This window comes from Qipengyuania profundimaris (genome assembly GCF_030717945.1).
GTDB lineage: Bacteria > Pseudomonadota > Alphaproteobacteria > Sphingomonadales > Sphingomonadaceae > Qipengyuania > Qipengyuania profundimaris.
Genome location: NZ_JAVAIM010000001.1, coordinates 613,590 through 638,179, shown reverse-complemented (window position 1 = coordinate 638,179; position 24,590 = coordinate 613,590). Strand labels below are relative to the sequence as shown.

Annotated in this window: 27 protein-coding genes and 3 pseudogenes; 14 read left to right on the top strand and 16 right to left on the bottom strand. The window is 59.6% G+C overall.

Annotated features, from left to right (window positions below; genetic code table 11):
• Positions 1-69: 69 nt before the first annotated feature.
• From dapB to nth, 3 genes are read left to right on the top strand one after another with little or no spacing between them, the layout of a single operon-like run.
• Positions 70-798, top strand: a complete 729-nt coding sequence (gene dapB, locus Q9K02_RS03270; RefSeq protein ID WP_305931601.1) for a 4-hydroxy-tetrahydrodipicolinate reductase — start codon at positions 70-72, stop codon at positions 796-798.
• Positions 795-1,145 (top strand): hypothetical protein, encoded by a 351-nt coding sequence (locus Q9K02_RS03265; RefSeq protein ID WP_305931600.1) that lies wholly within the window; start codon positions 795-797, stop codon positions 1,143-1,145. The genes dapB and Q9K02_RS03265 overlap by 4 nt, the downstream gene beginning before the upstream one ends.
• Positions 1,142-1,792, top strand: a complete 651-nt coding sequence (gene nth / locus Q9K02_RS03260) for an endonuclease III (protein ID WP_305931599.1) — start codon at positions 1,142-1,144, stop codon at positions 1,790-1,792. The genes Q9K02_RS03265 and nth overlap by 4 nt, the downstream gene beginning before the upstream one ends.
• On the opposite strand, the gene Q9K02_RS03255 is transcribed toward nth, so the two are convergent.
• From Q9K02_RS03255 to Q9K02_RS03235, 5 genes are read right to left on the bottom strand one after another with little or no spacing between them, the layout of a single operon-like run.
• Positions 1,793-2,314 (bottom strand): hypothetical protein, encoded by a 522-nt coding sequence (locus Q9K02_RS03255; protein WP_305931598.1) that lies wholly within the window; start codon positions 2,312-2,314, stop codon positions 1,793-1,795.
• On the bottom strand, positions 2,307-3,545 hold the full coding sequence (locus Q9K02_RS03250; RefSeq protein ID WP_305931597.1) for a dicarboxylate/amino acid:cation symporter: 1,239 nt from the start codon (positions 3,543-3,545) through the stop codon (positions 2,307-2,309). The genes Q9K02_RS03255 and Q9K02_RS03250 overlap by 8 nt, the downstream gene beginning before the upstream one ends.
• Positions 3,546-3,569: 24 nt before the next feature.
• A complete protein-coding gene (gene dapE / locus Q9K02_RS03245) occupies positions 3,570-4,706 on the bottom strand; it encodes a succinyl-diaminopimelate desuccinylase (protein ID WP_305933431.1) in 1,137 nt (378 codons plus the stop codon).
• Positions 4,700-5,569 carry a S1/P1 nuclease gene (locus Q9K02_RS03240; protein ID WP_305931596.1) on the bottom strand — a complete coding sequence of 290 codons (870 nt, stop codon included), beginning with the start codon at positions 5,567-5,569 and terminating at the stop codon, positions 4,700-4,702. Before Q9K02_RS03240 ends, dapE begins: the two co-directional genes overlap by 7 nt.
• Positions 5,569-6,228 (bottom strand): glutathione S-transferase family protein, encoded by a 660-nt coding sequence (locus tag Q9K02_RS03235; protein ID WP_278327857.1) that lies wholly within the window; start codon positions 6,226-6,228, stop codon positions 5,569-5,571. The genes Q9K02_RS03240 and Q9K02_RS03235 overlap by 1 nt, the downstream gene beginning before the upstream one ends.
• Positions 6,229-6,334: 106 nt before the next feature.
• Here Q9K02_RS03235 and Q9K02_RS03230 point away from each other — a divergent pair, with 106 nt between their 5' ends.
• Positions 6,335-6,754 carry a VOC family protein gene (locus Q9K02_RS03230; RefSeq protein WP_305931595.1) on the top strand — a complete coding sequence of 140 codons (420 nt, stop codon included), beginning with the start codon at positions 6,335-6,337 and terminating at the stop codon, positions 6,752-6,754.
• Positions 6,755-6,767: 13 nt separating this feature from the next.
• Here the strand turns inward: Q9K02_RS03230 and Q9K02_RS03225 are convergent, their stop codons facing one another.
• The 3 genes and pseudogenes from Q9K02_RS03225 to Q9K02_RS03215 all read right to left on the bottom strand — a co-directional run.
• Entirely contained in the window at positions 6,768-7,214 is a 447-nt protein-coding gene (locus Q9K02_RS03225; protein ID WP_305931594.1) for a hypothetical protein, read from the bottom strand.
• Positions 7,215-7,230: 16 nt separating this feature from the next.
• Positions 7,231-8,682 carry a GMC oxidoreductase gene (locus Q9K02_RS03220; RefSeq protein WP_305931593.1) on the bottom strand — a complete coding sequence of 484 codons (1,452 nt, stop codon included), beginning with the start codon at positions 8,680-8,682 and terminating at the stop codon, positions 7,231-7,233.
• A gap of 207 nt (positions 8,683-8,889) precedes the next feature.
• Positions 8,890-9,075, bottom strand: a pseudogene (locus tag Q9K02_RS03215) (ribosome biogenesis GTP-binding protein YihA/YsxC); the annotation flags it as partial.
• Between Q9K02_RS03215 and Q9K02_RS03210 the strand changes: the two are divergent.
• The 3 genes and pseudogenes from Q9K02_RS03210 to Q9K02_RS03200 all read left to right on the top strand — a co-directional run.
• Positions 9,070-9,284 (top strand): annotated as a pseudogene (locus Q9K02_RS03210) (VOC family protein); the annotation flags it as partial. The pseudogenes Q9K02_RS03215 and Q9K02_RS03210 sit on opposite strands and share 6 nt — an antisense overlap.
• 215 nt (positions 9,285-9,499) lie before the next feature.
• A complete protein-coding gene (locus Q9K02_RS03205; protein WP_173211919.1) occupies positions 9,500-9,712 on the top strand; it encodes a cold-shock protein in 213 nt (70 codons plus the stop codon).
• Positions 9,713-9,792: 80 nt separating this feature from the next.
• Complete coding sequence (locus Q9K02_RS03200) at positions 9,793-10,011, top strand: hypothetical protein (protein ID WP_305931592.1); 219 nt, start codon at positions 9,793-9,795, stop codon at positions 10,009-10,011.
• On the opposite strand, the gene yihA is transcribed toward Q9K02_RS03200, so the two are convergent.
• The 6 genes from yihA to Q9K02_RS03170 form a co-directional block, all read right to left on the bottom strand.
• A complete protein-coding gene (yihA, locus tag Q9K02_RS03195) occupies positions 10,008-10,652 on the bottom strand; it encodes a ribosome biogenesis GTP-binding protein YihA/YsxC (protein WP_305931591.1) in 645 nt (214 codons plus the stop codon). The two genes, Q9K02_RS03200 and yihA, sit on opposite strands and share 4 nt — an antisense overlap.
• Positions 10,652-12,430 (bottom strand): membrane protein insertase YidC, encoded by a 1,779-nt coding sequence (gene yidC / locus Q9K02_RS03190; protein ID WP_305931590.1) that lies wholly within the window; start codon positions 12,428-12,430, stop codon positions 10,652-10,654. Before yidC ends, yihA begins: the two co-directional genes overlap by 1 nt.
• Before the next feature lie 65 nt (positions 12,431-12,495).
• On the bottom strand, positions 12,496-12,705 hold the full coding sequence (yidD, locus tag Q9K02_RS03185; protein ID WP_305931589.1) for a membrane protein insertion efficiency factor YidD: 210 nt from the start codon (positions 12,703-12,705) through the stop codon (positions 12,496-12,498).
• On the bottom strand, positions 12,702-13,085 hold the full coding sequence (gene rnpA / locus Q9K02_RS03180; RefSeq protein ID WP_305931588.1) for a ribonuclease P protein component: 384 nt from the start codon (positions 13,083-13,085) through the stop codon (positions 12,702-12,704). Before rnpA ends, yidD begins: the two co-directional genes overlap by 4 nt.
• Before the next feature lie 87 nt (positions 13,086-13,172).
• Positions 13,173-13,307 carry a 50S ribosomal protein L34 gene (rpmH, locus tag Q9K02_RS03175; protein WP_278327865.1) on the bottom strand — a complete coding sequence of 45 codons (135 nt, stop codon included), beginning with the start codon at positions 13,305-13,307 and terminating at the stop codon, positions 13,173-13,175.
• A gap of 121 nt (positions 13,308-13,428) precedes the next feature.
• Positions 13,429-14,370 carry a hypothetical protein gene (locus tag Q9K02_RS03170; protein WP_305931587.1) on the bottom strand — a complete coding sequence of 314 codons (942 nt, stop codon included), beginning with the start codon at positions 14,368-14,370 and terminating at the stop codon, positions 13,429-13,431.
• A gap of 161 nt (positions 14,371-14,531) precedes the next feature.
• Here Q9K02_RS03170 and Q9K02_RS03165 point away from each other — a divergent pair.
• A pseudogene (locus tag Q9K02_RS03165) lies at positions 14,532-14,762 on the top strand (magnesium chelatase domain-containing protein); the annotation flags it as partial.
• Positions 14,763-14,899: 137 nt separating this feature from the next.
• On the opposite strand, the gene Q9K02_RS03160 reads toward Q9K02_RS03165, so the two are convergent.
• Positions 14,900-15,370 carry a hypothetical protein gene (locus tag Q9K02_RS03160; protein ID WP_305931586.1) on the bottom strand — a complete coding sequence of 157 codons (471 nt, stop codon included), beginning with the start codon at positions 15,368-15,370 and terminating at the stop codon, positions 14,900-14,902.
• A gap of 154 nt (positions 15,371-15,524) precedes the next feature.
• Here Q9K02_RS03160 and Q9K02_RS03155 point away from each other — a divergent pair, with 154 nt between their 5' ends.
• Genes Q9K02_RS03155 through Q9K02_RS03140 form a run of 4 tightly spaced genes read left to right on the top strand, consistent with a single transcriptional unit; the run spans position 15,525 to position 21,610 of the window.
• Positions 15,525-17,606, top strand: coding sequence for a hypothetical protein (locus Q9K02_RS03155; protein ID WP_305931585.1), 2,082 nt, complete (start codon positions 15,525-15,527; stop codon positions 17,604-17,606).
• A gap of 8 nt (positions 17,607-17,614) precedes the next feature.
• Positions 17,615-19,885, top strand: a complete 2,271-nt coding sequence (locus Q9K02_RS03150) for a site-specific integrase (RefSeq protein WP_305931584.1) — start codon at positions 17,615-17,617, stop codon at positions 19,883-19,885.
• Between the two features lie 8 nt (positions 19,886-19,893).
• On the top strand, positions 19,894-20,385 hold the full coding sequence (locus Q9K02_RS03145; RefSeq protein WP_305931583.1) for a hypothetical protein: 492 nt from the start codon (positions 19,894-19,896) through the stop codon (positions 20,383-20,385).
• A gap of 40 nt (positions 20,386-20,425) precedes the next feature.
• Complete coding sequence (locus Q9K02_RS03140) at positions 20,426-21,610, top strand: hypothetical protein (RefSeq protein WP_305931582.1); 1,185 nt, start codon at positions 20,426-20,428, stop codon at positions 21,608-21,610.
• 844 nt (positions 21,611-22,454) lie between these two features.
• Here Q9K02_RS03140 and Q9K02_RS14580 read toward each other — a convergent pair.
• A complete protein-coding gene (locus Q9K02_RS14580) occupies positions 22,455-22,556 on the bottom strand; it encodes a sunset domain-containing protein (RefSeq protein WP_479692278.1) in 102 nt (33 codons plus the stop codon).
• Positions 22,557-23,337: 781 nt separating this feature from the next.
• Between Q9K02_RS14580 and Q9K02_RS03130 the strand changes: the two genes are divergently transcribed.
• Together Q9K02_RS03130 and Q9K02_RS03125 are read left to right on the top strand one after the other, a co-directional pair.
• A complete protein-coding gene (locus tag Q9K02_RS03130; protein ID WP_305931580.1) occupies positions 23,338-23,505 on the top strand; it encodes a hypothetical protein in 168 nt (55 codons plus the stop codon).
• Positions 23,489-24,577, top strand: a complete 1,089-nt coding sequence (locus tag Q9K02_RS03125; RefSeq protein WP_305931579.1) for a nuclease-related domain-containing protein — start codon at positions 23,489-23,491, stop codon at positions 24,575-24,577. The genes Q9K02_RS03130 and Q9K02_RS03125 overlap by 17 nt, the downstream gene beginning before the upstream one ends.
• Positions 24,578-24,590: the final 13 nt, after the last annotated feature.

The window sequence follows — 24,590 nt, the reverse complement described above, 5'->3', positions numbered from 1 at the left end:
CTCAAGTAGCGAAGGCAGTGAGGGGATCAACCGCCCTCAAGTAGCGAAGCGGTAGGGCGACAAGGACGAATGGCGAATATCGGCGTAATCGGCAGCAAGGGCGCCATGGGCGAAGCGCTGCGGCGGGTTATCGAGGCCTCTGGCCACGACTATGCCGGCGGCGTCGACAAGGGCGACGACGTGGGCGATCTGGCCGATGTAAGCGACGTGCTGGTCGATTTTTCCGCCCCGGCGGCGCTGCAGGCGAACCTCCATGCCGCGATCGGCGCAGGCGTGCCGATCGTCATCGGGACCACCGGGCTGGAGCCGGGTCACCACGAAGCGATCGACCATGCCGCGCGGGCTGTGCCGGTCCTGCAGACAGGCAATACCTCGCTCGGCGTGACCCTGCTCGCACATCTTGTGCAGGAGGCCGCCGCGCGTCTCGGGCCGGACTGGGATATCGAGATCGTCGAGATGCACCATCGCCGCAAGGTCGATGCACCCAGCGGCACTGCCATCCTGCTGGGCGAGGCTGCGGCGCAGGGGCGCGGGATCGATCTTGCCGCCAACCGCGAGAGCGGTCGCGACGGGCAGACCGGCGCGCGCGAGCGCGGGGCAATCGGCTTTGCGGCCCTGCGTGGCGGGACGGTGGCGGGCGAACACAGCGTGATCCTGGCGGGCGAACAGGAGCGCATCACTCTCTCCCACAGCGCCGAGAACCGCGAGATCTTCGCGCGCGGCGCGATCAAGGCTGCCGACTGGCTGAAGGGCCGCGAACCCGGCCGCTATACGATGGAGCAGGTGCTGGGGCTTTGAAGGGTTTCGCCATCGGCTGTGGTCTTGCGCTGGCCATCCTGTTCAGCGCGATCGGTTACGTGATGAGCATACCGGAGGCTGGCGTGGCATATTCCTGGCCGCTGTGGGCGGGGCTAGCATCGATGATCGGGCTGCCCGCAGGCTATGCGTCGCTCGTCCAGACCCCCGCCCCGTGGCAATTCGGGCTGATCGGCTTCGCAGTGATGCTCGCGGTGCTGGTCGCTCTGGCGCTGCCGTTTCTGTCGAACCCGGACCTGCAAGCGGCCCATGGCGGCCGAATGATCGTCTGGGGCGTGCTGTGGAGCGTCGCGGCTTTCCCCTTCATTCGCACGGCCAGCAAGCGATGACCAAAGACCAGATTTTCGAGTTCTTCCGCCGCCTCGCCGAGGACAATCCCTCGCCCGAGACGGAACTGGAGTACGGCAATTGCTACCAGTTGGTGGTGGCCGTGGCGCTGTCCGCGCAGGCGACCGACGTGGGCGTCAACAAGGCCACGCGCGCGCTGTTTCGCGAGGTCGAGACGCCGCAGCAGATGCTGGCCCTAGGCGAGGAGGGGCTGAAAGAGCACATCAAGACCATCGGCCTGTTCAATTCCAAGGCCAAGAATGTGATCGCGCTCAGCCGGCTGCTGGTCGACGAATATGGCGGCGAGGTGCCCGACACGCGCGAGGACCTCGTGCGGCTGCCCGGCGTGGGCCGCAAGACCGCCAATGTCGTGCTCAACTGCTGGTTCGGGCAGGAGACCTTCGCGGTCGACACGCATATCCTGCGCGTGGGAAATCGCACCGGCCTCGCCAAGGGCAAGACGCCCGAACAGGTGGAGGCGAAACTCGAAAAGCGCGTGCCCCAGCCCTTCCGGCTAGGCGCGCATCACTGGCTGATCCTGCATGGCCGCTACGTCTGCAAGGCGCGCACGCCGGAGTGCTGGCGGTGCAAGGTGGCGGATCTGTGCAGCTACCGGAAGAAGGTGCTGGAGAAGCCGAAGGGGCGGTGATTACCCTTCGACGTCAGCGTATTTAGCCGCTGCCGATGGGTTGACGATGTAGTGATCGTCTTTGCGAATCAAATCTTGGGTCACTGGAATAGCGCCGCTGGGCATAATCGGCAGTTCCCGAGTCTCAGGCCACTGGAATTGCAATTGAGGCACGAGACTCTCTCGAAAGTCTTTCGATCGCTCGGGATTCTGTCCAAGCGAGAACGTGAGCCACACTCGTCCGATCCGGTCGTAAAAGTCCATCGCGGATGCGATAGGCTCATCGTCGTTCTCACCGCGCCAAACGGCAGCGCTGAAGGTGATCGGCGATACTTCTGACATTGTCTCCAATTCAGACTGAGTGGCGACATCGACGTGAAAACCGCTTCTCTCAGCATGTTGCTCCAAAGTCTGGACGAATTGCGCTTTGTCTTTCGCTGTTGGAAGCGGCACTTCATACGCGGCCACCGTTCGCGCCCATTTTGGTTGCTCGGCGATGCCGCAGCCGGAAAGCGCTAAAGTTAGTAGAAGAGCCCTAAACATCGTCCGCCGAGATCATCTCGCGCCGGTCGATTTCACCCGTCATCACCGCCACCGTCGTTGCCACAGCGGCGTCGCCGCTGACGTTCGTTGTGGTGCGCATCATGTCCATAATGCGGTCCACACCGGCGACGAAGGCGATTGTCTCCAGCGGCACGCCGACCGCGCCGAATACCAGCGCCATCATGATGAGGCCCGCGCCCGGAATGCCTGCCGCGCCGACGGCACCCAGCGTCGCGAGGATCGAGATGAGGAAATAATCGCCCATCGACAGATCGACGCCGAAGATCTGCGCGCCGAACAGCGTGGCGAGGCCAAGATACATCGCGGTGCCGTTCATGTTGATCGTCGCGCCGAGGCTGATCACGAAGGCCGCGACCGAGTTCGAGACGCCGAGATTGCGCTCCGCACAGCGCAAAGTCACCGGCAGCGTCGCGTTGGAGCTGGCGGTGGAATAGCTCACCGCCATCGCATCGACGATGCCGCGGAAGAAATCGCGCACCGGCAGCTTGGCGAGGAACTTGATCATCCCGCCATAGATAAAGGCAATGATCAGCAGGCAGCCGAGGTAGTTGAGGCCCACCAGCTTGGCGAGGCTGACCAGCGCATCCAGCCCCAGCGTGCCGGCCACCCAGGCCATCAGCGCGAAAACGCCGAAGGGGGTGAGCTCCATGACGATCATGGTGACCTTCTGCATGATCACCGCGCCGCTATCGAAGACCTTCTGGACCGGAACGCCCTCTTCCTTCGCCATCAGGATGCCGATGCCGATCAGGAGCGAGAAGACGATCAGCGGCAGCACCGCGACATCGGCCATCACCTGCACCGGACTTTCGGGCACGATGGAGAGGATCATGTCGACCGCCGTGGTCTCGTTGGGCACCGGCGTCTCGCCGCGCTGGATCGCGCTGGTATCGACGCCCGCTCCCGGGGCGAGCACCGTGCCGAGGCCGAGGCCGAGCCACACCGCGATCTGGCCGGTGACGACAAACAGGATCATCGCCCGTCCGCCGACCGCGCCGAGTTTCCGCAAGTCCCCGATCGCTGCGACACCGCTGACAAGGCTGAAGAAGATCAGCGGGACGACCAGCATCTTGATCGCCTTGATGAAGAAATCGCCGATCCACTTGATGCTCTCCGCATCCGGCCCCCAGGCCCAGCCGGTCAGCACGCCCAGGATGAGCGCGGTGATGACGCGCTGCCACAGCGGAATTTCGAACCAGGTCTTCAGCACGGCGATCCCTCCCCAACTCGGCCTCTAGCGGGCCAGCGCGTCCTTCGCGATGCGCGCATAGATGCGGCTTAGCGTCGAAAGGTCCTCGATGGCTACAGCCTCGTCGCGCTTGTGCATGGTCGCGTTGCAGAGGCCGAATTCGATCACCGGGCAGACGGCGCGCAGAAAACGCGCATCGGAGGTGCCGCCGGTGGTGGAGGGTTCGGGATCGATCCCCGTCTCCGCCTTCACCGCCGCGGCGATGATATCGCTGAACTCGCCCGGCGGCGTCAGGAACGGCTCGCCCGAAATGATCGGCAGCGCCGTGCCGCCGTGCTTCTCCGCAATCGCGCCGATTTTCTCGGACAGCGAGGCGCCCGAATGCGTATCGTTGAAACGGATCGAAAGGCGCGCCTTGGCCTTTGCGGGGATCACATTGTGCGCATGGTTGGGAATGTCGATCTCGGTAATCTCGAGATTGCTCGGCTGGAACCAGTCGGTCCCTTCATCCAGCACCAGCGCGTCCAGCTCCGCCAGCATGGCAACCAGCTTCGGGATCGGATTGTCGGCGAGATGCGGATAGGCAACGTGGCCCTGCGTCCCCTCGACCTCCAGCCATATATTCACCGAACCGCGCCGCCCGATCTTCATCATGTCGCCGAGCCGGTTTACCGACGTGGGTTCTCCGACGAGGCACAGGTCGGGCCGGATACCCTCGGGGTCCATGTAATCGATCAGCGCGCGCGTGCCGTGCAGCGCCGGGCCTTCCTCGTCGCCGGTGATGATGAAGCTGATCGTCCCGGCGTCGGCTGGCACATTCGCCATCGCATCGACCATGCAGGCGATCGAGCCCTTCATGTCCACCGCGCCGCGCCCGTAGAGCAATTCGCCCCGCTCCTCCGGCTCGAAGGCGTCACTGGTCCAGCCATCACCCGGCGGCACCACGTCGAGGTGTCCGGCGAAGGCGAAATGCCTTGATCCCTCCGGCCCGCGACGTATGGCGAAGAGGTTCTCGACCGCTTCCTCCGGCGTGCCCTGTTCGCCTTCCCCGCGGGTGAAGCGCGTAACCTCGAAGCCGAGCGGCGTCAGCATGGCTTCCATCGCATCGAACACCTGCCCGCGGGCGGGCGTGATGCTGGGCGCAGCCATCAGCCGCTTCGCAAGATCGAGCGCGCTCACGATTCGCGCTCCTGCTCGGCCAGCGGGCCGGGCGCAAAGGCCTCGTCGAGATATTCCGCCATGCGCAAGCCGGCCTGCAACACGCGGCGGCGGGCGATGGGGATCGAGCGGTCGAGAACTTCCTGCGATAGTACGGTTTCATCGGGCAGCTCGCCGTCGCAGGGATTGCAGCCAAAGGCCTGCGGATAGACGAAGTCGCGCGACAACTGCCAGCTCTCGCGGCCCCAGTCCGCCGCGCGGCCGCCAGCCAGCTCCGCGCGCTCGCCGGCGGAATAACGGCGCACCACCGGCGGGTTGCCGCTGATCGCACGCTCCGCCAGCGGGCCGTCCCACACCCAGTGCAGGTTCAGCCCCGGCACGATGCCGTAAGCAGCGGTGCGATCGTTGCCGCCGCGATCGTCCTTATCGCCCGAATGCAGCGGCATGTGGATGTCGCCGATGAAGTGGACCATGAAGGCGAGCGCCTCCAGCCGGACATTGTCGGGCAGGCTCTCGTCGGCGAGGATGCGCTGGTTGCGCTCCACCTGCGCGTTGACGCAGGCGCCGCCGGAGCAGTTCTTGCGGGCGCTGTATTCCTCGGTGATCGGCTCGGTCTGGTAATGCCAGGCGAAGGTATAGCCCCAGCGCCAATAGGCCCCGCGCAGGCAATCGGGCCACACCGACGCATCTTCGAGGCTGGCAAGCGGGCAATCGGGCGTGCCCAGTTGCGGCGAGGCGCGCAACAGCCGCTCGATCTTCGCGCGCGTTTCGGGCTCGACATTCGCCTCGGCGATCTCCGCCGTGACGGTGTGCGCGTAATAGCCCCACGCTTTCGCCTGTGCCGGCAACAGCGCGAGCAGCGCCGCGAGAATAGCAACGAACCGCATCAGCCGACGGTCTCGTATTGCTCGATCACCCACTCCTCGTTTTCCGAGGCCTCGATCCAGCCCTGCATCCATTCATGCTCCCACAGCGCCTGCATATAGGCAGCGGCGAAGCCGGGGACGGCGATCTGGTAGCTGATGAAGCGGCTGACCACCGGCGCGAAGAACACATCCGCCGCGCCGAAGGTGCCGAAGAGGAACGGGCCGCCGCTGCCGAAGCGGCTGCGTGCTTCCGCCCACAGGCCGAGGATGCGGATGATGTCCGCCTTGCAGGCCTCGCTCGGCTCGAAGCCGTCGAAGCGCTTGCGCACGTTCATCGGGCACTCGCCGCGCAGTGCCTGGAAGCTGGAGTGCATTTCGGCGACCATCGACCGCGCCATGCCGCGCGCCACATCGTCCTTGGGCCAGAAGCGGTCGCGCCCGACCTTGTCGGCGAGGTAGTCGAGGATGGCGAGGCTGTCCCACACGACCACTTCGTCGTCCCACAACAGCGGGACCTTGCCGCTCGACGGGCGAATTTCGCCGCTTTGCTTGTCGGCTTCCCAGTTCTCGCCGAACAGCGGCACCACGATCTCTTCGAAGGAGAGGCCCGACTGCTTGGCCGCGAGCCAGCCACGCAGGCTCCAGCTGGAATAATTCTTGTTGCCGATGACGAGTTTCATGCGCGTGTCCCACCTGTTTAACGTGCGCGGTAGAGGTTCAGCTTGGCAGTGTCGAGGCTGAACGAAGTGGCTTTGCGACAAACGACGGCTGGGCTAGACGGGCGGCATGAGCCTGCGCCCCTTCCACCTCGCCTTCCCCGTCGATGACCTTGCCGAAGCCCGCCGCTTTTATGGCGAAACCATGGGCTGTGCCGAGGGCCGTAGTAGAGACGAGTGGATCGATTTCGACTTTTACGGCCACCAAATTGTCGCCCATCTCGCGCCCGGCGGATCGGGCGATCGGGCGAGCAACCATGTCGACGGCCATGGCGTGCCGGTACCGCATTTCGGGATCGTGCTGCGGATGGATGAGTGGCAGGCACTGGCCGAGCGGCTGCGCGCCGCAAAGGTGGAATTCGCCATCGAACCGACGATCCGCTTCAGGGGCAAGCCGGGCGAACAGGCGACGATGTTCTTCCGCGACCCCAGCGGAAACGCGTTGGAAATGAAGGCTTTTGCGGATGATGCGATGCTCTTCGCCCAGTGAACCGCACGCAGTCTCAGATATATTGGGCGAAGGGGTTCTGGCCGCAGGGCAGATAGCCGTAATATTCGAGCCGCGCGGTCTTCCCCCCGTCGCTGGCGAAGAAATTCGATTTGATCATGAACTGCGTCACCGTCGTGCGGCGGAAGTTCTTGTACCGCTCGTCCGTGCCCAGCAGAATCTCGATCCCGGGGGTCGTGACAAGCGCCGAAAGTAGCACGAGATCGCCAAGGCTCTTCAGCCGTTCGCCTTTCAATTCGCTCACATAATCCGCTGCGAACTGTTGCAGGACACCCTCGGGAATGACCGCATCCGGCAGCGCCCGCCTAGTCATATCCGCGACGAAATCCTCGGGCGTCGCATAGACGAGCCGCGAGCCGGCGAAAGCGATCCCGGCGAGCCCACCGACCCCGGCCCCGATCAGCAGGTTGCGCCGCGTCGTCGATAGCTTTTCAACGGACATGGACCATCCTCCCCCGTCAGATTTCGGTGCCGAGCTTGAGCGACATGGCAGCGCAGGTAAGGCTGGGCGCTGCCCAACTGGTGGTCGGAAAGACCGATGTCCCGACCACCAACAGATTGCGCAGCCGATGATGGACCTGCCCGGCATCGACGACCGATGTCTCGGGATCGCTGCCCATTCGCAAAGAGCCCTGAATCTGGTCCGCAGTCGGCAAGATGCGGCGCAGTTCGATCGCCTCGATCGGCAAGGCGGAGAACACTTCGGGGATTTGCGCGATGGCGAAATCGAGGCCCTTGTGCGCGTAATCGGAAAAGCCCGCGTGGCGAACCGTCGGAACGTCTCCGCCGTCGTCGACGACGGTGTTTTCCTTGAAGAGCAAGTCCTCGACCGTGATGCCGAGCGGCAAGACTTCGCGGTACCGATGGGGTGGATCGAGGCGCAGGCCGCCCCACAGGAAACTGTTGTTGGTCCAGTATTGCACGGCGCCGTGCCGCGCGCGGTGCGGGCCGTCGATATAGCTCAACTCGTAGCCGGTGGTAGCGGTACCGCCGTCGAAATGATCCATGCCGTCGAGGAAGACTTCGACGAAGGCCAGCATCTTCTCGCCGATATAGTCTCCCGGCCCGCCATCGGTGATCTCGGACTGCTGGAGGATGAATGGCGAATGGATGCCATTGGCGCCGAGCACGATCAGCTCGCCGCGCGCGGTGAATTCCCTGCCCTCGCTCTCGAACACAACGGCATCTGCCTTTGGCCCCGTTGCCTCGATCCGCCGCACCCGTGCCCCGGTACAAATGGCGAGATTTGGGGCTCCCCAGAGTTCAGCCATGTTCTCGACGGCATAAAATTTCGCCCCTGTCGGGCAGAGCGAACAGGTTCCGTTGTTGCAGCAGCCGGCGCGGTTGCCGACTCGGGTGGAAAGCTTGGCCTGCGGAGCGGCGAAGAAGGTGTCCGGGCGAGCCGCCTTAAGCAGTCGCTCCGTTGCGCTGAACTTGTGCTGGTCCTGCGGGAAGCGGCCCGCACCGGGGAACACCGTGCCCGCCTCCTTGTCGCCCGCGACCATCATGATGGCTTCGGCGGCATCGTAATATTCCGCGATATCATCGTAAGATATCGGCCAGTCGAAGCCTACGCCGTAGCGGCTGCGGAGCTCGAAATCGTGGGGATGCATTCGCGCGGCCATGCCCTGCCAGCAGTTCGTTCCGCCGCCGAGGCCGATGTTGAAGTTCCAATCCTTCGCGCCGTCCTTTGAGATCGTTGATCCGTGGTCGATGGCCGAGTTCTTGCGGTGTTCGAGCTGCCACTGGCGCGAATGATGGCTGCCCCATTCGAGAACCAGGACCCGTTGTTGCGGATGGCGCTTCAGGTATTCGTGAAGGAAGAACAGCGAACCGAAGCCGGACCCAATGACCACGACGTCCCACCCATCGCTCGCGACCGCACTCGGGGAGACGGCCCGAAAATTCACCTCGCGCTTTCCAAAGGGAAGACCACGCAGACTTGGCGGAATACGGGATCGAGAGCCGGCATACCCCAGCATAGGCCGCGCGGCCCGCATTTTCACTTACCCTTCGGCATTAGCCATAAGGTGGTTCAAGGTGTTTGCGCAGAGCCGATGAGCCGCTCATTGATCTCGCGCCGGCGATGCGCCGGGCGCCGTCACGCCGCTGGTATTTCAGGTGCCTGCGTCTGCCAGTAACGCCGCCCTGGGCGCGGCGATCCCCATGCCTTTTTCGGCGCTGGTGACGTGGATTTCCGGATAGGCGGCGACCTTTTCGAGTTCACTCGCCTTGATCTTGTCCGCATTGGTCAGGACGACGCGATAGCCGACGGCTGCTTCGTCGAGCATCGTCTTCATTTCATGCCGGTGCTGCATTTCGGCATCGCGTTGCAGATGGATGATTGGCAGGCACTGGCCCGCGCGCGGCAAAAATGGAATCCGCCTCCGAACCGACGAGCCGCTTCAAGGGCCAGCCCGGTGAACAGGCGACGATGTTCTTCCGAGATCCCAGCGGAAACGCGTTGGAAATGAAGGCTTTCGCCGACGATGCCATGCTGGTTGCGACCTGACTGCAAATGGCGATTAGGTGATTGCCAGGTGCCGTGCTAGGGCAATCCCGCTGACGTCGAATTATGCGACGGACTTCGGCTTTTGACGACCGCCCGACACCCCCGCGTGTGCAGGCGCAACCCAGACTTCGACTTCCTTTCATCGGACGATTTTAAGCACGACCACGCCGCATGTCGCGGCGGGGAAACTCCATGCGTTCTTGAAAGGAACCATCATGAGCAAGACCGGAACAGTCAAATTCTTCAACTCGGACAAGGGCTATGGCTTCATCCAGCCCGACGACGGCTCGGACGACAGCTTTGTCCACATCAGCGCCGTGCAGGCCGCAGGCATGCAGTCGCTCGATAAGGACCAGCGTCTCAACTACGAAGTCGAGACCGGCCGTAATGGCAAGGCCAGCGCCGTGAACCTCTCGGCCGCCGACTAAGGTCGACTAGACCCTCCCCCGCACGCGCATCGTGTGTGTGCGGGGGAACTTCGCATTCCCCCTCCGGCGAGAGATCGAGCATGAGCCAGACATTCGAATTCTACGACGCGCGCGCAAAAGAGGCCGCTGCGGAAGCCAAGGCCGCTACTCTCGACAATGTCCGGGAACGCAGCCTGCGGGCAGAACAAACCTGGCGCGGCCTCGCCATTCAGGCACGCAAGGTAAAGACGGAACGCGAGAAGGCGCTTCAGGCCAGTGCCGAAAAGCGCGCTGCGGAAGAAGCGATCGCTTCCAGCTAGACGCCCGCGTCGGCCAGCACTGCCGCCCTCAGCGCGCCGATGCCCATACCCTTTTCCGCGCTGGTGACGTGGATTTCCGGATAGGCGGCGACATGCTTGCGCGCTTCCGCCTCGGTCGCGGCGACAACCTTTTCGAGTTCGCTTGCCTTGATCTTGTCCGCCTTGGTCAGGACCACGCGATAGCCGACGGCTGCCTCGTCGAGCATCGTCATCATCTCGCGATCGACCTCTTTCGGCCCGTGGCGGGAATCGACCAGCACCAGCGTGCGGGCCAGCACCGCGCGGCCGCGCAGGTAGGTTTTCACCAGGTTCTTCCAGCGCTCGACGACCTTCACCGGAGCCTTGGCAAAGCCATAGCCGGGCATATCGACCAGGCGGAACAGCGTCGGATCGCCGACCTCGAAGAAGTTCAGCTCCTGCGTGCGGCCCGGCGTCACGGACGCGCGCGCGATCGCCTTGCGCCCGGTAAGCGCATTAAGCAGCGTGCTCTTGCCGACGTTCGACCGCCCGCAAAAGGCGATTTCCGGTACGTCCGGCTCGGGCAGGAACTTCAACTGCGGCGCAGACAGCAGGAATTCCACCCGGCCCGAGAACAGCTTGGTTGCGCGCCTTTCCAGCGTGGCGAGTTCGGCCTCGTCCATCAGCCGGCCCTGGCCGCCTCGGCCGCCTTTTTCTTTTTCTCTTCCTCGATCATCGCGCGCATCTGCGGGTGCTTGGAATAAAGGTATTTCTGCTGCGCCAGCGTGAGGATGTTGGAGGTGACCCAGTAGAGCAGCAGGCCCGCCGCAAACGGCGCCATCACGAACATCAGGATCCACGGCATGATGTCGAAGATCTTCTGCTGCATCGGATCCATCGCGCTGGGGTTGAGCCTGAAGGTCAGCCACATGGTGAAGCCCAGCAGCACGGCGAGGACGCCGAGGCCGAAGACGATCATCAACCAGCCGGGCACATCGATGCCGACATAGGCCAGCGCATTGGCGAGGTTCGCCGGATCGGGCGCGGAGAGGTCGTCGATCCAGGCGAACTTCTCGTGCCGCATCTCGACCGCAAGGATCAGCACTTTGTAGAGCGCGAAGAACACCGGGATCTGGAGCAGCATCGGCAGGCAGCCGGCGAGCGGATTGACCTTCTCGCGCTTGTAGAGCTCCATGATCTCCTGCTGCTGCTTTGGCTTGTCGTCCTTATACTTCTCCTGCAGCTCCTTCATCTTGGGCTGGATGGCCTTCATCGCGGCCATGCTGGCAAAGCCCTTCTGCGCGATGGGGAACATGAGGCCGCGAACGATGACGGTCAGGATGATGATGGCGACGCCGAAGTTGCCGACCGCGTCGAACAGCGTGCGCAGCAACCACAGGATCGGCTTTTCGAACCAGCGGAACCAGCCCCAGTCGATCGCGAAACCGAACTTCTCGATTCCGGCGTCCTGGTACTGGTCGAGTACGACGCTTTCCTTCGCGCCCGCATAGAGCCGCGAGGTGGTGGTGAACTTGCGGCCGGCCGGAACGGTGACCGGCTCGTAGATCACATCGGCCCGATACGTCTCGTTGCCCAGCGAGCGATAGCTTGTGGCCGGCGCGCTGCCATCTTGCGGGACAAGGGCGGCAAGCCAGTAGATATCGGCGAAGCCCGCCCACCGCGTGCGGCCCTGCGGGCGCACAACGCCTGCCTCGTCCACGTCCTCGTAGTCGACATCGTAATCGGCCGTGTCGCCGAAGACGCCCATCGGGCCCGAATGCGCGTTGAAGATGTCCTGGCTGGCGGTGCGGCTGGTGCGATTGACGAGACCGAAGGGCTCGACGACGACTTGGTTGCCGGAGGTATTGCTGACCGCCTGCTCGGCGGTGATCATGTAATTGTCGTCGATGGAATAGGCGACTTCGAAGATCAGGCCCTGGCCGTTGTTCCAGCTCAGCGTGACCGGCGTCTCGGGCGTCAGGCGCTCGCCATCCGCCTCCCATAATGTCTGCACTCCGGGCACTCGGATGTTCGAGCCGACCCAGCCGAACTGCGCGAAATACTGCGCGGGCGTGCCGTTGGGCGAGAACAGGCGGACCGGGCCGCTGTCCTGATCGGTCGTCTCGGTGTGATCCTTGAGGACGATATCGTCGATCAGGCCGCCGCGCAGGTTGATCGAACCGGCCACGCGCGGCGCATCGATCGGCAGGCGGTCGGGCGAGGCGAGAGCCTGCGCAACATCGACCTCCTCCTGCGCCTGCAATGCGGGATCGACCAGCCCGCCGGTGCGCGAATGCTGCGTCGCTTCGGCCTCGGCAGCGCGCGTGGCCGGCGTGTCGGCGACCTCTTCCACCAGCGCCTCTTCCGGCTGCGGGTAGAAATACTGCATCGCATAATCCCACCCGATCAGCAGCAGGAAAGAAAGAGCGATCGCCAGAATCAGATTGCGCTGGTTTTCCAAGGTCGGTCCCGTTGTAGTAGTAGTCGATATGTGGGGAGGTGTGTTATATAGTCAAGACAGCGGCGCTAGGGCACCGGGTCGTAGCCATGCCCGCCCCATGGGTGGCAGCGCATTATACGCTTAAGCGCCAGCCATCCACCCTTGATCGCACCGTATTTGCCCAGCGCCTGCACGGCATATTCGCTGCACGAAGGAGCATAGCGGCAGGTCGGCGGCAGGATGCGGCTCGGCCCCCATTGCCAGAGGCGCGCGATGGAGATGAGGATGTGCTTCACGCCCGGCGACTCCGACGCTTTCGCGGGCCGCGTGCGGGATCGCCCTTGCCCTCGGCGGCCCGGACGAGCGCTGCGCCGAGTTCCTCGCGCAGCTGCGCGAAATCGCGCTCGACCCCGCCTTCGCGGCCGATCAGTATGTGATCGTGATTAGGCAAGCCGCTTTCCGGCAGTGCGCTCCACAACAGTTCTCGAAAGCGCCGCTTCATGCGATTGCGCACCACGGCATTGCCGATCTTCTTCGTAACCGTGATGCCATAGCGCTTGCCCTGACCCTCGTTCGGCCGCGCCAGCAGCACGAAGCCCGGACGCGCCACGCGCAGCCCGCGATTCGCCGCGAGGAAATCGCTACGCTTGCGGATAACGGAAAGGCTCGGGTGCATGGATGCCAGATACGCAAAACGGGCCCCCGATGGGAGCCCGCTTGCAACTACCGGATGATCGCCGCGCCGGGAGCGCAGCGGATCACATCACGCGCAGAGGTTCTTGCGGCCGCGGGCGCGGCGGGCGCGGAGGACCTTGCGGCCGCCCGGAGTCGCCTTGCGTGCGAAGAAACCGTGGCGACGCTGGCGCACGAGGTTCGAGGGCTGGAAAGTCCGCTTCATCGGATAAGTCCTTAAGTCTTACAGTGTCCGGCGGCGCCATCCGGCTGCCACCAATAAAAAGGGCCACCCGGGCGGGGTGACCGCTTGATTGGCGCGCGCATACCCACACGGTCGCTGCGCGTCAAGAAAAAGTCATGGCCGCATAGGCGAGTTTCGGCGCGGGTTCTGCCGCCTCGCGGACCGGCGCGACAGGCTTGGGCTCGCGCCTTTCGCTGGCATGGCGCAGGCCCGGAGCGGTCAGGCGGCGCATGTCGCGTGCGCCCAGCCAGCGGGCCGAGCGGTGCGGTACCGAATTGGTAAAGTCGTAGAAGGTGCGCGCCTGCCCCTCGCTCATGCCCATCTCGCGGTAATAGGCGAGGTATTTGCGGTTCTCCGGCGCATCGGCGGCGAAATCGGACGCCTCGCGGCCGTAATCGTCCATCCAGCTGTGCACGGCGAATTCGGCTCCGTCGGAGATGTCGCGCTCGACACCGGCGAGGAACAGCTCGACTGCCCCCGACCGGACCGAGCCATTGGTCGGCACATGGGTCACCAGTCTGGCGGCACGGATCATCCGGCCGAGCTTCATATTGGCGATGTCGTCCTGGGTGCCGGGGCATTCAACCATGTCGATCTGCGCGAGGCCGGGGAAGTCGCGCAGCATGGCGGCAAAGGCAGCGGGCGATGCGCGGTCGGTTTCGCCGAGCAGGGCGACACGGCGCTGGTCGAGCACGAGGAACGGGCCGAAGCGGGCGATCCCCCGGCGATAGTCGCGGCGGGTGCGGTCGATCGCATGCGGAGCCTGCCAGCGCGGCGCGTCCGATACGGACAGCTCTGCCTGCGGGCGGATACCGACGAAATCGGCACCGCGGCGCGGCGGGAGCGGTGCGGGAAGGGCGACGGCGTCTGCCAGCACCTTCTGCCCCTCGCGCGGATCATGGAACGGCGCGCCCTCGATCGGCTGTACCACCGGCGTCGATACGAACACGACCGGCATAGCCACCAGACCCAGCGACTGCGCCGCTGCGGGACCGGACAGGGCCAGTGCGACAAGCGATAGCAGCGAGGCGAGGATGCGAAGCATATCGCCGCTGTGCGCGCGCGGGTCTTGCCGAACTGCCAAGACGATTGGTGAAGACCGTCTTTACGCTTTTCGTTCTCCACCACGACGGACCGGGTTTCCCCTCGACAAATCAATCCGTTCTGGCCATCCCCGCCCGGTACGTCACGCGGTGGGGATTAACGCTGGTAGCTCTGGTTCGGACGGTCGCCTATCTGGGGCTGGAAGCGCGCGCGGTCGAAGTGCAGTGCTCGGTCGCGCCCGGCTTGCCCAAATTCAACATCGTCGGCCTCGCGGACAAGGCGGTGGGCGAGAGCAAGGAGCGGGTGCGCGCCGCGCTATCTAGCATGGGCCTCGCCCTGCCGCCCAAGCGCATCACTATCAATCTTTCGCCCGCCGACCTGCCCAAGGAAGGTGTGCTTTTGACGCTTTGATCCCTACTCTATCAGCAAAAGCTTCTGATTTTCCGGCGCTTTTCGAGAACCTTCGGCAGAGTAGCCTACTATTCGGGCGGCGCGAACCATAGTGCCAGCTCCCTCGACAACCCCACCCTTCAAGCGAACACCCTCCCGTCATATCGCGCGATCAATTGCGGCACGGACGATTCATATTCACCAAACCCATTGGCCTGAATGGCCTGAATGGCCTGAATGGCCTGCATGGCCTGCATGGCCTGCATGGCCTGCATGGCCTGCATGGCCTGCATGGCCTGCATTGCCTGCATTGCCTGCATTGCCTGCATTGCCTGCATTGCCTGCATTGCCTGCATTGCCTGCATTGCCTGCGGCTTCTCATAAATAACATCTGGACCGCAAGAAACATCCCGTAAAGACACTCTGCAAAGCCCTGCGTCGCCTTGGTTTTGTGGATAAAAATTCATAGGGCGAATACAGTTTGAGGGAAACTCTGGATGCTTCAGGAAGTTTATGGAAAATTTTAATTCAGTTTTATTGATTGCTTTATTTTTCCTGAGCATTTTACGCTCATAAATTAAAGTTGACTCGACCTCATTTACTTGCATCATGAGCCGACACATTTTGATTTCGCAAGGGGTGATAGAGGTGCAACAAGAAGGTCGACAATTTCTATGCGTTGCTGACACGGGTCGAGTTTAGCGCGTGCCGATCACCTCCGTGCCTGGCTGCGCTTGCCGGAGTGAGCAGCGACCCCACATCGCATTGTCTCAGAGGCCCATTTCGGATCGGGAATTAGAAGCAGTTCCTTTCTCGTCGGTTCGGCTCGCGGGTGAACTTGTCAATCTTGGTGAGGTCCGAAAGCTTTACGGCCCGGCCTTCACAGGCAAGCTCCTCGATGAGTTCACCTTGAAATGGATCGATGGACCATCATCCTCGAATTCCAAACGCGCAGCTGGACTCCGCAGGTGGTTAATTGACCTTTTCCATCGAGCTGATGAACCACAGATTGCGGCGCCGCTTCGGCTGGTCCGAGAAAAGCTGATCGCATGTGAATTTTCCGCGATCGCTGCTGATGATTTTGAGCACGCATTGTCCGACTTCGTCTCTCGCGCCAACGACCCCAACGACCGGTCAATATTCTCGACATCAAATCAGACGACTCGTCGACCAGTTATCGAGGCACTTTCTGCGGCGATACGGAGCCTCGCCACACCCATGGGCTGGCCGAAAATCAATACTCTAAAATGTACACTGAAGAGACAGAGGGGGGTGACGCCCTCCTTGGGCGAGCTCGAGTTCACTGACGGCAAACTTGATCGTCATAGCAACAGCAACGCCGGCCTCTATGCTCGCACAGTCGCGCGAAATGGAGAGCGGCTAAATCGATTGAGAACGATTGCAGAGGCAGAGCTGATAGACTGCCACGAAACCTACAAGCGCGGCCAAGAACTTCTTTCTAGAAAGGACCTTCAAGACCCATCGACGCTTGAACGGGCTGAATTCCGGCTCGCGGGTATTCCGGATTTCGCCAAGAGGAAGTCCAAGTTACCTAGAATAGTGGAGGCATGCTTTCCGACTAACGACGCAGGACTGAAATTGGCGAACCTCCTGGCCCATATTGTCGAAAATCATGATGGCAAAGTTAGTGGCAGCGATGATTGGTCTACGCCTGGTATTCGGCACCTTGTAACGCTTCATGGCGGCCCGCAGAGAGTAGCTGAGTTCCTTGAAGGTGGGACCAGGGCATTGGTTGCAGCGTATACGATTGTACTGATTGAGTCGGGCTTCAACGTTCAATCCTGCAATGATCTTTCCTCTGAGCCGTTCGTGGGCAAACCAAGCTCCGGACGAGTGGACCTCCACGTTCTATCTTCGATTAAAAACCGTCCTAGACCCAAGAGAGTTCAAGCAATTCTTGGCGAAGGACAGGTGTTTCTCAATTCGATGGGATATAAAATCTCAGGCAAGCGAGCCATCGATATTTGGCTTGAGATTTCAGAACCGATCAGACGCCGGGCGAAAGAAGAATCGGCGAAGCGCTCAGCCAGTGATGCGCAAGATGGCGCTCCTCGCTCAGACCGCCTCGGAGGCGATAACGTTGAAGACTGGCTTTGGATCTTACCTACTGGATTGAATAATGCTGGAGAAGTTAGGAAGGCGAGCGCTGGGAACTTTCGCGATTGGTGGACCCGCCTGCTGACAGATCACGCCGATGACCCGATTATTGGTGGGCTTCCAATTCGACGCAAACATATTCGACCTACCATCATTCAAATGAAGGCAACTGGTCGCAATGGGGATGTCGAGCTTGCCGCAGTCTCAGCAAACCATCAGAGCTCCAAAACCACATTCCAAAATTACTTGAACCGGCCCTATATCCGGATCCACCTGGAGGAGCAGATACGGGATTTCCAAAACCTACTTGAAGTTGCGGTCGCAGCGCCTGCGAAGAAAAATAGGACAAGCCAATCAGTTCCTCCTTCGGCTTTCGATCGCCTGCGCGAAAGAGCGTTAGAATGCGGCCTTGCATTCTACGAGAATGTCGACTTTTGCACTCCTCCTGGGTCTGCCGAATTGGAACTGACGCCAATCGAGTATTCAGATACAAGTTCAGGAATGGCTTCGGCCGCACTACTCAGGCTTTCTCTCGATCATGCGCAAGACGAGTTTTTCGCGAGAAACCCGAGTCGTTGGGTCAGCATATGGCTACCTCTCCACGCGCTATCGATTGCCATCTGGGATGCCCTATCTTCTGGCCCCCGTGCAGAGCGATTTAAAGCGATTGCCGATGATATTCACCACAAACTGGCAGACGGCAAACTTGAGCTGTTCCGGGCATTCTAGATACCCACATGAAACGCGCCAAGCCCACACCAGAATCTAAAACTGAGAAGCACCGAGCAGAGCAAACGCTCCATGAAAAGGTGCTTAGCGAATATCCGATTCCTCCTTGGTTGATATCCGGATCCCTCTTGGAGAATCGATGGGTAATTCGCTTAGAGGATGCAGCGGAGTTTCGGGCGGCAAGCGTTCCCATATCGTTCGAAGTCCCAATTGCCTCTAACCAACTATTGTCTGACTTCCAGTTCGATAAAGATCTGCTCACCGCGAAGCTTCTGCTGCTTTGCTCCATAAGAGCGGGGTCAATAACTGCAGGAAAAGTAGCAGCCATATTTGCAAGAAATTATCTGCAGTTTGTACGCTGGCGTATTGGGATCGGCATCTACCGCAATTCAGATTTAACTGCAGACGTTCTTGAGAATCTTCGCGAGTCGGTCAGAACTCGTGGCATCGCAGGGCTCCCTCCAGTCGCGGAAGCTTTCAAGGCCATAAAACTGGGTATCCAATCGGGAAGGAGGGAGTTGCCTACTTACCGCAAAGGCACCAAAGTTAAATTCGCATCTAACGCCCTCCTGAGGGAGCTTGGCGTACCGAACATGACGAGCGTTCCTCCTTCATTGCGGCGTGAGATTTGGGAACTAGTAGCCGAACAGGGATTGCCAGTTCCTCGCAGAAATTCAGTCGGCAAGGATGATATAGTTCCGACAGAGAACCGCGTAGCGAATTTCTTCTCTCCGCTTTTCGCTTTACACACATTCTCCTCGAAGCTCAGCCATGACCCACTTGGTTTCATCCCCTTTCCTGGAGAAACTCAGCAATCAATAGCGAGGTCCATTACTGATAGAGAAGCAGAGCGCACCTTTACGGTTCCGGCCCTGCAGGCGTGCTACTTAATAGACAAGGCGTTGGTTTGGGTTCACGATTATGCACCCGACATTCAGCGCCTCATCGAAGACATAGAGCGACGAACCAATGAATTAACTGGTCCAGATGGGCATTGGCGCCCACATCAGCGCGCTATCCACGATGTTCTAGCTGTTTTTGAGCCTACATGCGGATTAGACGAGCCCGGCTCTCCATGGCCGGTCCATGGCGCTTACTTTGAGGCCGCCCGAGGAGGCCGGACCAGACCTAGCCTAAGGACAGTACTCTTCGAGTATCTGCTGATAGCATGCGTGATAGTCATCGCCGCTTTTTCCGCTCGTAGGCACAATGAGATAAACTCTCTTAGACATGATTGTATTATCGAGACCGATATCGGTCTATCGCTCAGGTGCTATATCGAGAAGACTTTGCGGGATGTTGATGAGATCCCCATCCCAGCTTCCGTTAAAGCAGCCGTGGATGTCCTTCGTTGGCTTTCTGAGAAGCGGCGCGTTCGTACCGGAGAACCGTGGATCGTAGCATTTGATGAGCTACTTGCAGTTCGTTCTGGAAAATCCGAGGCCTCTTCAGAAGAGGTTAAGAGGTCTGGCAAAGTCCAAATATATCGAGCTTTGACTCGATTTTCGAAGTTTGTCGAAACTCCCCTACTTGCAGACGGCTTGAAATGGTCACCGCGCCCTCACCAATTTCGGCGTTGGTTCGGTGTTACGTATTACAACCGCTATCGCTTCCCTCAGCTAATCGCGCTGGCACATTTTTATCGGCACTCAGACCCCAATCAAACGCGCCGCTATATAACTGAGAGCAAATATACCGGGTTCATTGCGCAGAAAGACGAAAATCGCGCGCGGCAGCGATTGGAGGATTTTGACAAGGCCGGACAGGAGTTCCGCCAGGAGCGCTTCTTGGCCGTCCTCGATGGACGCGAGACGATGACAGGCTTCGGTGGGGAGTTTCTAAAGCGGGAGCTATATAAACAGATCGCAGCGTACGCAGATTGCTTAGAAACCGCCGACGATAAGGTTAAACAAGCCACCTATATCGAGGCAATCGCACCCGTTGTTAAAGCAACACAATTGGAGCCGAACGAACTTGGTCACTCTTATTGTAAGTGCACTGGGAGCGCCATTGACCTAGCGCAAGCAGAGTGTTTGAAGCTCGCCACACAGTTTGGCGAGCCAGTCAAAAGCGGGCCAGATCAATCGTATGCTTCAGACGAAATTTGCGGTCGTTGTGCCAACGGGGTCAAGTTTCCAGAAAACGAGAGCGTATGCGATAAGACTATAGCCGCCTTGGAGCGAGCCGAGTTTTCGCAACGATCGCCTGCAGTCAGAAAGCTCGAACGAAGTCGTCTCGCTCTCCTTAAAGAGCAGCGAGAACTCCGTTTGCGGGACTGATTTACGTCATGGCAGAACGAGAGGCACGTAGATCCTTCCGCTTGAAGGTTGAGTTGCTCGAGAAGGCAACCACTAGCGGCGTTATACCGCCGGAATATCCGATCATCGCTAAGGTCAAAGATCTACAAAATTGGGATACGCCTCCCTTGACGTCTTGGAAAAGTTTTTCGGTGGCTGCGCCTGGTGGGCCAAATGCAGATCTACGTGCTCGATTTGATCGGATCTTACCAAGCTTTGTGAAGCTTCAGACTGGCAAATCAATGAGAGGGCCTCGCCCGCCAAAAGATAGGTCTGTCGAAACTTGGCTCATCCAGTCTGAACGGGACGCATTATGCCGCCAGAACGCTGAGATTTTGATGCGCCTCAGAGAATCCGAAGCGGCTCTTCGCGCCAAAGAGGCGATGGTCGAATCATCGAAAGCAAAGATCGCTGAACTTACCGAAAGATTGAGTGTTTTGATTCCTTTGAGCGCGGCCAAGCGCAGCCCTCCGAATGGTTAAAATTGCCAGTCGGGTACGTGTCCATCGATTGAAAGGTGAAATGGAGATCGGCGGAGCGCTCTTGCGAGACTTTGCGCTACTGGTTTGGTCGGACAGAGGAGTCGATGAACAGGTCCTTCGCTTTTGCTTCGATAGGGGAGTGTACAAAGGCCTTAAAACAAGCACGCTTGAGCAAGAATGTTATATTTTGGCCGACTGGCTCAACTGGCTAGCTGCGAGAAAAAAGACTTTAGGAGACGCCCTTCCTTCAGACTACCATCGCTGGGGGGACCGAGGAAACCGGGGGGGAAAATTAAGTGCCGCCCGAGCTTACCGTAGAAAGGAGCTGGTCTGGCAGTTCTATAAGGGACTTCGCTCAGATCCCGCTTTGGCGCAAACTACTGCAGCGTTCTTCGAGACGCTTTCGGAGGCCAATATCACCGATCAAGGATTGATCCAGTGGTCGATGAAATTGGAATATAAAGTGGGCAAGGGGTCACGCGCACCGCGTGTTCCCACCGATGTAGAAGTCGGCCGCATTCTCACAGAACTCGGCAACTATGATGATCCGTTTCTCAGCGAAAGAAACTTTTTGATTGGTCAGGTGGAGGCGAGGATTGGACTTCGAGCGATGGGAGTCGAAAGCCTAAAAATTGAAACACTTGATAAAATGCTTGAGAGTGCAGGCATCGAGATTGAAGCCCAAAGCATTGGCAACCTGCATCAGGCAAAGAGCGAGCAGATCCGGATTAGGCGGCAACTTAACGGCCTTCTTGAACGCGGCCGCACAGTGATAGCCGCCCCAATCGTTGAGAAAGGAGGGAAAAAGCGCGAAGTTGAGGTACCTATCGATCTCGCGATCAGGCTTCTGAATCATGTCTGGGGCAGGCGCCAAACTTTAATCGCGAACCGCGTTGGTGCAAAGCGACGCAATAACAATCGAATCTTCTTATCCTGGCGAGACGGCGGTCCGCTTAGTCGCGGAAGTATCAAAGATATCGTATCTGCGGCTTTTGAGAGCGCGAAGGTCAGAGGTAGCGGTCACGGACTCCGTGCATACTACCTTACTACCAAAGCGATAGAGTTGATAAGCGAGGCTCGGCGTACGTTTGGTGCCAATTTCAGCGTAGAAGACATCTTGAATGAGCTTGCTAGGCTTGCAGGGCACAATCACCGAGAAACTTTGCGTGCCTATCTGGATGTCGCGCGCATTCGTGAAGCCGCCCTTCGCGAGTTCGATCAGTAGAAAGGCAAATTCTCACAGAACATCTAAAGAGGGATGTGTCGGTGACCCCTCTTCAATCCTCGCTGTCCGCCTGGAGACGCGGAGAAAAAACTCTAAATGCTCGTTTCTCCCTACCTTCAAAGGTGAGACCCTTGATGTTTGCCCCAGTGTTTTTGTCACTTAAGTCCAGTGGGCGACCGTAATGGAACGGTTGGAGGTAAATTGTCACTGACCTAAATTCTGTGGCACCATTACCCCGAAGGCCCTGAACGATAACATCCATTGCATCTTGGAAACGATCGAGGTCGTAAGCTCCGGTCATTCTAATCCGCATCGTCATGCACCTCATTACAAATCAGGGGCATGCCGGTGAAACCGGGTGTTGGTAACCTGAGCTCGCGCCAAGGCGCCGCCGCCTTTAGGCGAGCCTTGGACATACGCGACGGCCACCCGGTCGTGTGTTCACGACCGGCCGCAAGCTTCGGGGTTACCAAGCCCCATCGCCGGATCATAGGCGACAGGTCGGTTCGTCGCAGAAGATAGCAAGCAGTTCAAGACACCTCTCTTGCCGCGGTCCGAGGCCGTCAACATTTCCTTTGCTATTGGCTCAAGGTCCAGCTCACATGGGTTCAGGTTAGAGTGGCCCTCGAACAGCAAATCGCTGCAAGGTGCCGCATGGGCCTTACCTTCGAATCTACAACACCTGTTACGGGCCAGCGAGGATGCCAGCGTTGCGCCCACATCTCGATTATTTAAAGGTTGCGACTTTCGTCCGCTAGCCGACAGGAAGCTTTCAGCCTCGGGCGGAGTGACATACGGACATGATCTTTGACCACTTTCGTCACATGCGACAAAAAAGCAGCCATCAATACGCTCGCGACTTTCGAAAGCCTGCTGCCTTTGCAGCGCTTTCCGTACAAAAGCGCCTTTCCGCTCTGGTGGCGGCGTAATATGGTCGCCCAGGCATGTGATAAATCGATGCACCTTTACGGCTACGATTGCCCTTGATCGCACAGTTTAGACCATCGATGTAAACGGGCTCGCCGTCATAGCTCTCAGCCCCGCTCAGTCCTGTCACATGCAGTAGCGCTACTGGCGACACAGGTGCAAAAACGAACAGCGCAACCAATAGGATCGACGCGGTGAAAACGTAACGCATCTGCGGAAACTAATAGAACCATTTGGCTCTCGCAATCGCGCTAAGTGATATCCGAAATTCAACCAGCCGAGACCCGCAAATGCCCTGGAGCGCCTCACCCTCAGGAACCTTCATGAGCAAAAGCTAATCCTAGTCTGACCTGCTTCGAGCCGCCGCCCGAACAACGCAGCATCTCAAGACGGCACCAACTTGCCGCGACCGGCTTCGCCTCTGCTGAAGTCTCCCACGTCCCCTAGCCGCTTGCTACTCATGGTTTCCGTCTGATCGACCAGACCAATGCGCTCGCTGCCGTCAGCAACGCAGCCAACGCGAAAACACTCGTCGAATCCAACACGAACATCTGAACCTCCAGCTTTGCAAAGTTCGCATGTTCTATAAATGTTCCAAGTAGGAAAGTGCTTTGTGCTTGGGCACGCGCTCGCTAGCGTAACGCTATGCGTGAATGGGATGACGATAGCTCTGACGACGACGTCATCATCAAGCTCGAGTTTGGCTTTTGGCTTGCGTTGGCCATGCTGGGCCTAGGCAGTGTTCTGTACTGGCTGCTCGCGTGACAGCGCCTCCCGTAACAGAATGGGAGCAATGGGCCGTGGCGCATCACTACGTCGAAAAACATGGCAACGAAGCGCCTATCGCCATTGCCATGCGGGCCGACCAGCTCCTTGAGCGTGGCGAAATACTAGGCGCTAATACGTATGTCGCCATCATGCGGAAAAGCGAGCAGCTCCTAAACCGCAACAATGGCAGCGTCCATTGAACTTCGGCGGTCGAGCAAAATGATATGGAAAGAAGCCGATGATCGCGAGAGCGATATCGAGCAGCTCCAAAAGCTTGATGAGACGGCATCTTACGCAGAGAAAACACGCATCCAGAAGCAGATCGCAAATATTCGTGCGGGCCGCGCGGGGGAACGTGATGCAGCGCACTTTCTCGGGCGGGAATTCGGCGAAAGCCAGAAGCTGGGAATACTGCACGACTTGCGCCTGGAGCTGAATGGCGAAGTGGCGCAAATCGATCATCTCGTCATCCATCGCGTCCAAGCCACAGCGTGGGTTTTAGAGACAAAAAACTATGCTGGCCGCCTGACGTGCGATGAGCATGGCGACTGGACGCTGTGGAGCCGCGGAAAACCACGAGACATTCCATCACCTGTCAATCAAGCGCGCAGGCAATGCAAGCTCCTACGCCAATGGCTCGAGGCAAACAAAATCGCCTCGATCCAGAAAATCCAGCCTGTCGTCCTCATCTCTCCCAGATCCAGCATTGATCGTTCGAAACTACCCGACGACGCGCACGTCGTGAAATCGGACAACTTTGGCCAGTGGTGGCAGAAAGAAACTGACAGCATCGGCTTCGGCACGGCTTTACGGATGGTGTCAAAGCATTTTCTGTCTGGAATGTCGGAGCAAGATTTTGATGCGCTTGGACAGCGTTTAGCAGCTGCTCATCAGCCTACTGACTACGACTGGATAGCCATGTTGGGCTTGTCGGAGAAACAGGACGAGACCGAGCCAGCGGAAGTCACGAAAGATGATCAGCAAGTCGTCTCCAACAGTCCCTGCGACCTAGCCGGCGATGGGCCGTGGACTTTTCAGACATCCACCGGCGAAGTCAAAGTTAGCCGTATTCCCGATGGCCGGTTTGCCATCAGAAACGATGCCAATTCCGATCTGATCGAAGCCGTCAAAAACTCATGCAAAGGTCGTGGGCAGTGGATGCCGCGCTACCGCAATTGGCTAATCTCGGAGGCGGAAATCGACAGTGTACTCGGCGATATTCTGGCACAGGCATCGCCCGAACAAGTCACTGGAATACCTACGAAAACTTGACATTCTCGCTAGA